The following is a 12,362-nucleotide window of genomic DNA, read 5'->3' as shown; positions in this document are numbered from 1 at the left end:
TGAACAATTATAGAACCCTTACTGAAGACCATTGAAAAAAGAAGAATTCATTTTCTCATACTCATTGATTATCTTATGCAGTCACCTTTTGCCTTTTAAACATTTCCGGTTTATAATTAATGATGAATACTCCGCAAATAATTAAGGCAGCAGCCAGAATAAATTTGAAAGAGATCTGTTCATCCATAATCAGCCAACCCAGGAATATGGCAATAATGGTATTGATATAAGCCAATATGGAAACCTGTACCGGAGAGATTTTGGTCAAAGCATAATGGAATGCAAAAAAAGCTGCTACAGAACCAAAAATAGATAGGTATAACATTGCTGAAATACTTTTTAAGGTCCAGTTTCCGAAGTTATAGTTCTCTGAAAATAGGAAAGCCAGGATGATCTGAACAATTCCTGCAAACAGGAACTGGTAAAACAGATTAAGGGTGATATTTCCGCTTTGGATATTCAGTTTCTTGGTGAAAATTGTTCCAGATGCCCATCCGGAAATGGCACAAAAAAGGAAGATCATTCCCATTCTGTAATCGGGGTTGGCGAGATCCTGCAGGCCGTCCCAGAAAATAAAAAGAATTCCACTGAAGCATAATAGAACACCGAGAAAGGCCCGGATGCTGAATTTTTGTAACCCAACGGCCACACTTCCCAAAAATACGAGAATGGGAGAGCAGGCACTAATAAGTGATGCCAGACTGCTTGATACGGTTTCTTCCGCAACAGTAGTCATTCCGTTAGCGATAACTAACATCAAGGTGGCAAATACAATCTGGTAACCCAAACTTTTCCAGCCAATCCATTTGAATTCCTTTCTTGAAAGAAGAACAATAAGCATAATGATGGAGGCTAAAAACTGACGGATTCCTGCTACAAACCATGCCGGGATGGTTTCTACAGCCACACGAATGGCTAAAAATGTAGTTCCCCAGACAAAAGCAACGGTGAGAACAGCGAAAATAAGTTTATAATCTTTCAAAGTAAATGAAGTGTAACAAACAAATGTAGCTGTTTTTTTATGATACTGATGGGTACAGTTGAGATGATTTTCTGTGATACAGATGAAAGGGGAGGAGGTCCGGAAGATGGAAGTTATAGCAGTTTTTTAGAAATTGCAGTATGAATGAATAGGTATTATATTGTTCGGAAATAAATTTCCAGCTTTCCAGTCTGCTAACTTCCAGCTTTAAAATTTAATTTTTTATCTTTGAGCATCTAATAAAAATTGAAGATGGTAGGTATTATTATGGGCAGTCAGAGTGATCTGCCGATCATGGAACAGGCTGCAAATTTCCTTAAAAGTTTGGATATTCCTTATGAATTGACTGTAGTTTCAGCGCACAGAACACCGGAAAGGATGTTTGATTATGCAAAAACAGCTCAGGAAAGAGGACTGAAAGTGATTGTTGCCGGAGCTGGAGGAGCAGCTCATCTTCCGGGAATGGTGGCAAGCTGTACAACACTTCCTGTAATTGGGGTACCAATTTTGTCAAGCAATTCTATTGACGGGTGGGATTCTGTACTTTCAATTCTTCAGATGCCGGGTGGAATTCCGGTGGCAACCGTAGCGTTAAACGGAGCATTGAATGCCGGAATTTTAGCTGCTAAAATTATTGGAAGCGGTAATGAAGAAGTAGCTGCTAAACTTCAAAAATATCAAGATTCTTTGAAAGATAAAGTATTGGGGACTGTGGAAGACATCAAAGCCCAGCATCCTAATCATTTTGATCAATAGTTGACCTCTGAACTCAGTATATAAAAAGCCTCACTTCCCAGCGAGGCTTTCTTATTTCTATTTTTTAATGAATTTTAAAGATTGAGTATTGTCTTTCAATTGAAGCTGTAAGATATAGTTTCCAGGAGCTAAGTCTTGAATATTGATTTGTTCATTCACCAGACTTCCTTTAATAATAATTCTGCCAGCCGGATCCAGGATGGTATAACGATCGGCATGAGTGTTTTTCGTATAAATGATATCTGTTGCAGGATTAGGGTAGACACCTGTTTTATTATCTGTTTTTATATCAGAAGTTCCAAGTTGAGATGCACATTCCGGATTATAAGTATCTCCCGTGATCGTCCAGCCTTTGTAGTTTATCAGATAGTCTCTTGCTGTAACAGCTTGTGGGGTTGAATAAACAAGAGGTGAAACAGGTGAAATATTAACAGTATTAGATATTGATTGATTTTGACTCCATCCATAAAGAGTACTGTTGTAGTTCTGGCAGCTAATAGCCGTATTTTTGATAAGGCTGGTTGCTATTTGTAAAGAATTGAGTTTCCAGTTCCCTAAATTTTGATTAAAAGTTTCTGCATCACTAAACATACCAACCATGTTTCTCACAGAGCTTACGTCCCATCCGCCAATATTTTGATTGAATTTTTTTGCTCCGCTAAACATATTGGACATGTCTTTTACATTGCTTACATTCCAGTTTGAAAGATTACTGTTGAATTGTTCAGCCATAAAAAACATATCTCTCATCAATTTCACATTACCCGTATTCCAGGTATTGATGTCCTGGTTAAAATCTGTGGCAAATTGGAACATGGCGTGCATATCAGTAACATTTGAGGTATTCCAGTTTCCTATGGGTTGATTAAATTTTGCAGCATTGACAAACATCAGTTCCATTTGAAGGTTATTGGACATATTCCAATTCCCAATAGGCTGATTAAATTCAGAAGCATATAAAAACATGGAAGTTGTAGTTGCCACTTTAGAGGTATCCCAGTTTCCTATGGGTTGATTGAATTTTTGTGCCATTAGAAATGTGGTTCCCATTGAGGTCACATTTGAGGTATTCCAGTTTCCTATAGGCTGGTTAAATAGGTAGCATGCATTGAAGGTTCCTGCCAAGGAGGTAACATGGGAGATATCCCAGTTATTGATGGTAGGGTTTCCCACCAGATTATGACAGGAATAAAACATGAGAGACATATTGGTTACCTCAGAAAGATCAGGAGTATCAGTTGCCGTAATATCGAGATTCTGACAACGATAAAATGCCTGTTGCATGGAAGCCCATTTTATACTTCCCCATTGTTCAACGTTTATTATTTTAAATAAATCTCCTACGATATCAAGAGGTTGATTTCCGGTGACTGCCTGAGAATTCATAAATTGTATTTGATTGAAACTTCCATTCCCGTTACTTATTTTTACCCGGTAAGTGGCATCCGAAGGAATAGGATTTAATGGGTGTCCAAAATCGATAAGTATTTGATAATCGGAAGATACATTCGATATTGTAGCATTGTGGGCTGGATAATCTATTTCTTCCCAATAGATGTTGTAATCGGTTCCTTTCCCGGGCATCCAGATCTGATTTTCATTAGAATTATACGGAATTCCTATAGAAGAAGATGGCGGAAGGCTTGGCTTCCAGACTGTGATAAACTCATTTTGAGCTTTTATCATCTGAAAGAATGCAATAAAAAGCAGAAATGGTAAAAATTTTTTATGCATATTAATATTTTGTGAAATGAATATAGCTAAAATAAAATAAATCTTTATTTTTTTAATACTCCGTAAGCAGGTGATGTATTTTTATACTTTGAATAGTATGAAATTGGTGTAAAATAAAAAACTCTCCGGCATAGGGAGAGTTTTTGAATTATTCCTGAAGCATATTGTCTCTGGTATTCTTCTGAACGGCAATAGCGCCAAAAAGTGCCAGAAGGAAAGCGAAGGCATAAAATCCTTTTTCACTTGGGAGTATGGTAGCATTCCAAAGCCCGATAGCCAATAATACGATGGAGGACAGGGTAGCAAACCAGCAGATTCCATAATAAATATCCGTTACCTGGATGTTTTCTAATTTATCACGTACAGCTTTCTGTAAAGAAACAACAGCAAATAGACCATATAATAAGATCGTAAAATAGTAACCTTTCTCATTCAGCTGCATTTCTGCTCTTGCAAGACCTACGATATAACCAATCATTCCTGCTCCCAATGCGACCCAAGAGGCTGCGACAAATGCATTTGATACTCTTTGTTTTTTCATGAATTTAATGTTTTGTTTAAAGAGCTAAATATATTCATTTTTTGTTAACATTATCACTATTACGAGAAAATATGGGTAAAATACGGAGTGATAAGCCTATGACCTTCATCCTCCGTTTTTATTATATGTAAGTCGGTAATCTGCTTTTGAAAAAGCAAAATGTCTCTAGCCTGGAAAGGTTGTATATTGTTTTTGTAAAGTGGTATATTCGTAACTATACTCTATCATGGTCTTACCATTAGCCTCTTTTCCTATGACCTTAGAAGGTAATTGAGAACTATTATATTGAATTTCATAGGTCATATTTTGAATCTGAATCCAATTCCCTTCACTATCCTTACGGCTTATTTTTTCTGACGTATAATTATTTTGACTTAAAAATTGTGTGCCAGCTAAATAAGTTCTAAAGTATGTATTGGTAAGAGAATAAGGATTTATCTTGTTATCGTAGGAAAACTCTCTTTTAAAAGTAGATGAGCCTCCTATATTATCACTGAATGAGATTTCTGTTGAAACATTATCACCACTGTAAGTATATGATGAAGTAGATGGAATGACACAATTTAATGAAAAACAAAGGGAAGTACCAGTGACTTTATCGTTGTTATAGGTATAGACCTTTGTTGTATTATTATTAGAGTCTGGATAGATTGATTTAATTGTAGTTAGCTGATTTTCGTTATAAATCCAGGATGTATAATAAGCAATTGTTCCATCCGTATTATGGTAATTTGTTTTTGAAAGTTTTCCGGTAGTATCATATTCAAAGCTTGTTGCTCTGCCTTGTGATGAAACTTTGATTAATTGTTTTTTGTTGTTATAATCAAATGATACTACACTTGTATTAGGGGTAGAAGGGTTAGCGTAATTAACAGTTGTGACTTTACTTAAGAATATTTGAGCTTCAGGATTATTGGGGGTGTCATCATCACCGCTGCAGCTGCTAAAGAATAAGACTGAGCTCAGGGCTCCCAGAAATAAGTAAGTTTTCATAGTATATTTTTTGCACTCAAAAATAGAAAATGTTCAGAGGGTAGAAAATAAAAAATCCCACTATTTCAAAATAGTGGGATAATATCATATTATTATGAATCTTAGTATCTGTAGTACTCAGGCTTGAACGGCCCTTTTACGTCTACTCCGATATACTCAGCCTGCTCAGGAGAAAGTGTTTCAAGCTCTACGCTTAATTTCTTAAGGTGTAAAGCGGCAACTTTTTCATCTAAGTGCTTAGGCAGCATGTATACTTCGTTTCCATAAGCCGCAGAATTGTTCCATAGCTCGATCTGTGCCAAAGTCTGGTTAGAGAAAGAGTTAGACATTACGAAACTTGGGTGACCTGTAGCACATCCAAGGTTTACCAATCTTCCTTCTGCAAGGATGATTACTTCTTTTCCTTCGATGGTATAGATATCTACCTGAGGCTTCACTTCAGATTTAGTAGAACCGTAGTTTTCATTTAACCAAGCCATATCGATTTCGTTATCGAAGTGACCGATGTTACAAACGATAGCCTTATCTTTCATCTTAAGGAAGTGTTCTCCTCTTACGATGTTGAAGTTACCTGTTGTAGTGATGACAATATCTGCGTTATCTACCACAGTATCTAATCTTTTTACTTCATACCCATCCATTGCAGCTTGAAGCGCACAGATTGGATCAATTTCAGTAACAGTAACGATAGAACCAGCTCCTCTGAAAGAAGCAGCAGTCCCTTTACCTACGTCTCCGTATCCGCAAACTACCACTCTTTTTCCAGCTAACATGACGTCAGTAGCTCTTCTTACAGCATCTACTGCAGATTCTTTACATCCGTATTTGTTGTCGAATTTAGATTTAGTTACAGAGTCGTTTACGTTGATAGCCGGCATTACCAAAGTTCCGTTCTTCATTCTTTCGTACAATCTGTGTACTCCGGTAGTTGTTTCTTCAGAAAGTCCTTTGATATCTTTTGTAAACTCTGGGTATTTATCAAAAACCATGTTGGTTAAATCTCCACCATCATCAAGGATCATGTTCAATGGCTTTCTGTCTTCACCAAAGAATAAGGTCTGCTCAATACACCAGTCAAAGTCTTCTTCATTTAAACCTTTCCAAGCATAAACCGGAATTCCTGCAGCAGCAATAGCAGCAGCAGCGTGGTCCTGTGTAGAGAAAATATTACAAGATGACCAAGTAACTTCAGCTCCTAAAGCTACCAATGTCTCGATAAGCACAGCCGTTTGGATCGTCATGTGAAGACATCCAGCGATTCTTGCTCCTTTAAGCGGTTGAGACGGTCCGTACTCTTCACGGATAGCCATCAAACCTGGCATTTCTGCTTCTGCAAGGGTGATTTCTTTTCTTCCCCATTCTGCAAGGGAGATATCCTTAACTTTATAAGGAACGTATTGTGTTGTTGTACTCATATGTAATGAATAAATTTAAATTCAATTGATAACGAAAGGCAAAATTACAATTTATAATTAAGATAAAAAAACGGCAGTTCAATTTCAGTTTCATGAGATTAAACATGATTTAAAATTATTTAGTCTTAATATAAATAACTACTTTTATCTGACAAATACTATATTATGAATACTACCCATACAGAGAAAAAGGCAAAGCCTGTCGCTCCTAAAGTAAAGGAGCTCATTGAAAGATCGAAAAGTGTAATTCTTGCTACTGTTGACGCAGAAGGAACTCCTAATTCAAGTTATGCACCGTTTGTTCAGGTTGATAATACGTTTTATATTCTGGTTTCCTTTATGGCAAAACATACCAAAAATCTTTCTGAAGGAAGAAAAACCTCAATCATGTTTATCGAAGATGAATCTGCTACCAAACAAATATATGCAAGAGAGCGTTTAACAATAGAAGCTAGCACTTCCCAGATTGAAAGAGATTCAGAAACATGGAATAATGTAGTGGTAAAATTAAAAGAAACTCATGGGAAAGTAGTGGATGTCATTTCTGGAATGGGTGATTTTATTTTAATTGCATTACAGCCAACAAAAGGTTCTTATGTGAACGGATTCGGAAGTGCTTACTTTGTGGATGCCAATCTGGAAATTCTAGAACATAGAAATGATGTGAATCATCAGTCTAAATAAATAAGAAGGGAAGCTGGAAGAGGGAAGCAGGAAGTTATAGGTTTTTAAACTCATTAAAAGTCTGCTTTTTTAGGGATTTTCTAAATAAGTTGACGTTTGTTTTATCAACCCTGCTTACTTCCATCTTCCGGCTCCCATCTTCCATCCTTGCCCTATTTTCTCTTTCCGCTTCTTTTCACTATTTTTACCGAATAAAAAAAGAATGCCCCTTTACCGAGATTTTTCAGATGATAATGCCACGATTTTAGTTTGGAAGTACGATGAAAGTGAAGAACTTGATATCAACGAACTTCTGGAACCGGAAAATGCTGAAAAAGTAAAGGATTACCATCCTAAAAAACTCTTAGAAGTATTGATGGTCCGTAAGCTTCTGAAAGGATTAAAACCTGGCTCCAAAATTCTTTACAATGAAAGAGAACCTTTTCTTTCTCCCAAGGATGCAGAAATCTCCATCACCCATTCTTTCCCGTTTGCAGCTATTGCTATTTCTAACAATAAAATAGGAATAGATGTTGAAAAGTTCAATCCCAAGATTTTAAGAGTGATTGATAAATTCACCTATGAAAATGAAAGAGGGTTTATTCCTGAAGATAAAGCCGATACTTTTTACACCATTATCTGGAGCGTAAAGGAAAGTATGTATAAGATCCATCATTCTAAATATTGGTCATTGAAGAAAAATTATGAAGTAAAACCTTTTGAGTTGAAACACCTTCATAAAATCAGCTGCCGGGTGTATGATGAGCAGTTTTCAGATGAATTTAAAGCCAGAGTGGAATTTTTTGATGACTATTGTTTTACGATTGTGGAGGAGTAACCTGTTTCTGTTTTAATAGCTGTCGTATTGAAACCAAATGCCCAAAAAAAACGACTGGAACAATAAAAGTAGGAAGCCAGCTAAATGGAAAATATAATATGGCAATATTTGGCTGATAAAAGGCGATCTTCTGTAATGGTGATGGAGCTGAAAGAAACGCTATGATAACGATATTGAACAGCAACGCAAGTCCTACAATATTCCAGCATAAAATCATATTCCTGCTTATTTTTGACATCCTGATTCCATAGTAAGCAATAAATGGAGCAGAAATACCTATCAGAATATCAAAGTTGATCCCTTTAAATGTCATCATCTCCGGTACCATTTTATAGAGGAATAATTTATGCAGGGTTATTTCAACAAAGATCCTTATTATATTAAGGTAAGTAATATGTAACAGTGACAGGCTGTCGATAAAGAGTTTTCCCTTTTCAAGGTTAAAAATAAGTAGAATACCTAAAATCGGCGGAAGGATTCCAAACAGTACAATTTTTGGTGGCAGTGAATTTAAATTGCTATTATAGATACCATTCAGAGATAAAGCAGCTTGAATCATCAGCCAAGAAATCAGGATAAGGAAGATCATTCCGGTCCTGGATTTTACAACCTTTGAATCAGAATTTTTGACTGTCCAACAAAATAGGAGGAGGGTGACAAGGGTGATGATTCCAAACAGGAATGAAATAGGAAGTGGCAAATTTTCCATGGTTGATTTTTAACTAAGATATTACAATTCGTTAAAAATCTGGTTGCCGTAAGACAAGAAACCTCAAAGATGTAATGTTAGGATTCTTCCACTTTTTCAGCTCTGTATTTTTCGATTACTTTTCGTTGCTCTTTAGCCACATCATAAATCAATTCCAGAATATCATGGATATTCTTAAGTTCTGTTAAGTGGGATATTTTATCAGGATCTCTTCGGTCAACAATCTCATTTTCCTCAATCTCTGTCTTTCTTTTCAGCAGCATATCTTCAATGGAAGAGTCTTCCGGTTCCAGGCGGCTTTCCATTCTAAGAGTCTCAGTAATATCATCTCCATTTAATAAAGTTGAGGTTTGCTGCATTTCAGCCTCTATTTTTCGGCTCCAGCTTTCTGCGTCTATTTCTGGATATTGCTCATTGCTTTTAGAGTATTGAGACAAAGAAGCAGTATAAGCGGTGACAAGATGCGAGGTAGCTACAAACTGGTGAACCACTTCCAACTTTTTCTGCTGATTTTTAGGATCCGAAATCATTCTCTGGAAATTATCAGAAAGATTGGCTAATGAAATGATGGCATTTTTTCGCTTTACTTTATAGTCTTCAATATCAAAATTTCCCTGTAAGAATTTAGACATTACGCTTTGGAAATAGATGAGGTTATCAGCTGCAGATTTTTTCATCAGATCCAGATTTTGGGTATGCTCCCAAACAGGCAATACAATATAAGATACTGCAAATGCTATAATTCCTGCAATGGCCGTATCTACAACTCTGTCTTTGAAAATAATATTTACTTTTCCGGGATTTAAAAAATTAAAACTCAGAAAAACATAGATGGTCATGAAAAGTACTGCCCAAAAATATCGTCCCTTCAAAAAGCTGAAGCACATAATCATGCTGATCAGCAGAATCGCAAACAAAACACTATTGATATGTATGAAATGCAAGATGATATAAGCAATGGTGGCTCCGGTAACCGTTCCGTAGAGACGCAGTAGGTTTCTTTGCTTGGTGATGGAGTAGGCCGGCTTTAGAATGGCTGTAATGGTAATTAATATCCAATAGGTATGTCCCAATCCCAGAAAATCAAACATGGAAAAAAGATATCCAACCAGCAGGGCTGTTGTAATTCTTATGGCATGGCGGAAATGGGAAGAGGATAATGAAATATTATTCCTTAAAACCTTAGAGTTCAGTTTGGGTTCATTAGGCATGAACTTCTTTAAGTCTAACCCTGTGGATAGACTTTTTGCCAACTTTACGTCCTGTGAAAACACTTTGTAAATCTCATTGATCTCCTTGGTAATTTCGTTGATACGCATCAGGATCTGACGCAGAACCATGAAGTTTTCCAGACTGTCAGGAGAGAGTTGTTTGTTTCTAAGTTCGAAATAATTATAGTTGAGGTTTTTTAATTCCAGTTCAAGGTTAAACATTGGTTTTGCCCGTGTTCCGCTTTGGAGAGCAATTCCGATATTGGTAATCTCTTCAGCCAGCAGATTAAGATAATCATGAATATTGACCAGGATCATGCTGTCTTCAAAGCTTTGCTGCAGCTTCTGATAGTCACTTTCAGAAGTCATCAGCTTTTCATGAAGGTCCATTGAATTCAGGAACATCAGCATCAATAAACGACTGGTCGTGGTAGATTCGTTAACGATGGTTCTTGTTTTAAAAACAGTTTCCCTGGTATCTTCCTGAAGGTTTTTTATTTCAATCTGTTTGGCAATCACCTGAGTGGTAAGTTTGTCAAAATCAGGATTCTTCTGATAATAACTGGCTTTGATTTTTAAAAATTCGGCCAATTGAAGATAGTTTTCACCAATCATCTGACCCGCCAATTTATAAGGACGAATTGTCGTTACGACAAGAAATATCAACAAAAACCAGATACATCCACAGGCAAAAATAAGGAGGCTTTTAAAAATATCCGCTCCTGTAAGATGCCCATCGATAAAGATGGCCAGTACTACCAATGATAATGAACCCACCGCAGCGAGGCGCTGGCCATAGACTCCAATTAAGGAGAAAAACATCCCGAAGACTATGATCTCGAATAATACCAAGATCTTAAAATTCATCACCAGACTGGCAATCAAAGCTACAAAGACAAAACAGCAAATGGCAAATGCCAATGCATTTCTTCTTCTGATAAAAGGTCCGGGCTGATCCGTAAGGGCTACAAAACTGGTTCCGAGAGGAAAGAGAAAGTATTCTTTTAAAATTCCAAAGTGAGCAAGAACTAAACATGGGAGAACAGTAGCCAGTGTAATTCTGATAGCAGAATACAGATATTGACTGGTTACAAATTTTTTTAGCTCCGCCGAATAGTTCATATTACAAAAATAGCTATTGAATTTAGAAAAATCGCCATAAAGGATAGACTTTTATAAACTTAAATGTTATATTTTTTTAATAAAGAAAACTAGGTTCTTGTCAATAATGAATTTTTGGTTCGCCAAGTGACCAGCAGGGAATAGAATTTACCGGATGTAGCGGATTGATGAGCAGAGTCAAGGGAATAAAAAAAGCCTCATACCATATGGATGAGGCTTTGTATAATTGTGGAATATATTAGCGATCGTTGTTGGACGTTTCTTCACCAATGTTCCAGGTAAGCCCGAAACGAAGAGTGTTATCCAATGCTGTATTCACTTTAGACATATTGATCAGATAAGAAAGATCCAATCCGAAAGAACGGTATTTCAATCCGATACCTGCAGTAGCGAACTGTCTTGCTCCCTGTTCTTCACTTTCATGGAAGTAACCTCCTCTTACTGAGAAAGCATTGTCATAGGAATATTCTAAAGCACCACTATACATGATACTGTTTGGGTTTTTGAATGATTTTCCGATACCGGCTATTGGACCTACATTTGGAATTTCATATTTAGGCCTTCTGTAGGCATCTACTCCTACATATTCGGATCCCGGTACCAAAAGTTTTGAACCTTCAAAGGAAATCCCGAGTCTGTTCAGGTCATCCATATACATATCATACCCAATCCCTAATCTTGCCATTGTTGGAAGATAAGATCTTGATTCTTCATTTCCGGTATAGTCAAGCTTTGGACCCAGGTTTTGGATGGCCAAACCTGCATTAAATTTACCGTCATATCCTCCGAAACTTGAAAATCTTTCAGAAGTATAGTATGCTGAAATATCTACGGCAAAAGAGTTTGCTGCTTTAAGTGTATTATCTGTATTGAATCCTCCGGCTAAGTCTGAACGGATAAATCTACCCGTTACAGCCATGGAGTAGGAGTCAGAAAGTTTCAAACCATAAGCTACATCAATGGAAAATTCATTAGGCTTTGATACCCCGTTTGAAGTAACATCATTACCTACTAATTGAGTAAGGTCTACTTCCCCCATATTGAAATAATAGATACTCGCGGAAATGGTAGATCTTTCATCCTGCCCAAGGAATTTATGGAATGCTCCGTATAATAAGAATACATCATTGGTTAGCTTTCCCATATAAGGTGTATAGCTAAGACCTACGGAAGAACTTGTTCTGCTGAAAGGATATTTAGCTGCATTCCAGAATTGTGAGAATGCATCAGGAGAGGTTACTACCCCTTGATCTCCCATACCTCCCGCTCTTGCATCTGGCGCAATTCTCAGGAAGGGAGCTCCGGTAAGTACGGGGTTTATCTGTGAATAGCCTAGAAAACCAGCACTTAACCCAAGTCCTAAAAGCAGTTTAGTAGTTAAATTCATATGTTGTCTTT

At 36.9% G+C, this 12,362-nt stretch carries 11 protein-coding genes; 3 read left to right on the top strand and 8 right to left on the bottom strand.

What is annotated here, in order from left to right; translation table 11 throughout:
* Positions 1-73 precede the first annotated feature (73 nt).
* Positions 74-982 carry a DMT family transporter gene (locus NBX25_RS16290; RefSeq protein WP_123910707.1) on the bottom strand — a complete coding sequence of 303 codons (909 nt, stop codon included), beginning with the start codon at positions 980-982 and terminating at the stop codon, positions 74-76.
* Positions 983-1,234: 252 nt separating this feature from the next.
* On the opposite strand from NBX25_RS16290, the gene purE reads away from it, so the two are divergent.
* A complete protein-coding gene (gene purE / locus NBX25_RS16285) occupies positions 1,235-1,738 on the top strand; it encodes a 5-(carboxyamino)imidazole ribonucleotide mutase (RefSeq protein ID WP_123910708.1) in 504 nt (167 codons plus the stop codon).
* 57 nt (positions 1,739-1,795) lie between these two features.
* On the opposite strand, the gene NBX25_RS16280 is transcribed toward purE, so the two are convergent.
* The 4 genes from NBX25_RS16280 to ahcY form a co-directional block, all read right to left on the bottom strand.
* The gene (locus NBX25_RS16280; protein ID WP_250254390.1) at positions 1,796-3,472 is read right to left on the bottom strand and encodes a BspA family leucine-rich repeat surface protein; all 1,677 of its coding nucleotides are present in this window, start codon (positions 3,470-3,472) and stop codon (positions 1,796-1,798) included.
* 148 nt (positions 3,473-3,620) lie between these two features.
* A complete protein-coding gene (gene yiaA, locus NBX25_RS16275; RefSeq protein WP_065392731.1) occupies positions 3,621-4,013 on the bottom strand; it encodes an inner membrane protein YiaA in 393 nt (130 codons plus the stop codon).
* 165 nt (positions 4,014-4,178) lie between these two features.
* On the bottom strand, positions 4,179-5,006 hold the full coding sequence (locus tag NBX25_RS16270) for a hypothetical protein (RefSeq protein WP_250254389.1): 828 nt from the start codon (positions 5,004-5,006) through the stop codon (positions 4,179-4,181).
* Positions 5,007-5,107: 101 nt separating this feature from the next.
* On the bottom strand, positions 5,108-6,421 hold the full coding sequence (gene ahcY / locus NBX25_RS16265; protein WP_123857086.1) for an adenosylhomocysteinase: 1,314 nt from the start codon (positions 6,419-6,421) through the stop codon (positions 5,108-5,110).
* 165 nt (positions 6,422-6,586) lie between these two features.
* Between ahcY and NBX25_RS16260 the strand changes: the two genes are divergently transcribed.
* Both NBX25_RS16260 and NBX25_RS16255 read left to right on the top strand, forming a co-directional pair.
* Complete coding sequence (locus tag NBX25_RS16260) at positions 6,587-7,105, top strand: HugZ family pyridoxamine 5'-phosphate oxidase (protein WP_250254388.1); 519 nt, start codon at positions 6,587-6,589, stop codon at positions 7,103-7,105.
* Between the two features lie 202 nt (positions 7,106-7,307).
* Positions 7,308-7,922, top strand: coding sequence for a 4'-phosphopantetheinyl transferase family protein (locus NBX25_RS16255; protein WP_123910711.1), 615 nt, complete (start codon positions 7,308-7,310; stop codon positions 7,920-7,922).
* On the opposite strand, the gene NBX25_RS16250 is transcribed toward NBX25_RS16255, so the two are convergent.
* The 3 genes from NBX25_RS16250 to porV all read right to left on the bottom strand — a co-directional run bounded on the left by NBX25_RS16250 (position 7,903) and on the right by porV (position 12,351).
* A complete protein-coding gene (locus NBX25_RS16250) occupies positions 7,903-8,631 on the bottom strand; it encodes a DUF8737 domain-containing protein (RefSeq protein WP_250254387.1) in 729 nt (242 codons plus the stop codon). The two genes, NBX25_RS16255 and NBX25_RS16250, sit on opposite strands and share 20 nt — an antisense overlap.
* 77 nt (positions 8,632-8,708) lie before the next feature.
* Positions 8,709-10,964, bottom strand: a complete 2,256-nt coding sequence (locus NBX25_RS16245) for an FUSC family protein (protein WP_123910713.1) — start codon at positions 10,962-10,964, stop codon at positions 8,709-8,711.
* Between the two features lie 238 nt (positions 10,965-11,202).
* Positions 11,203-12,351: a type IX secretion system outer membrane channel protein PorV gene (porV, locus tag NBX25_RS16240; protein WP_123910714.1), complete on the bottom strand. Its 1,149-nt coding sequence runs from the start codon at positions 12,349-12,351 to the stop codon at positions 11,203-11,205.
* Between the last annotated feature and the right edge of the window lie 11 nt (positions 12,352-12,362).

It is taken from the genome of Chryseobacterium sp. Marseille-Q3244, from assembly GCF_940807095.1.
Lineage (GTDB): Bacteria > Bacteroidota > Bacteroidia > Flavobacteriales > Weeksellaceae > Chryseobacterium.
This window is presented reverse-complemented; position numbering and strand designations above follow the sequence as displayed.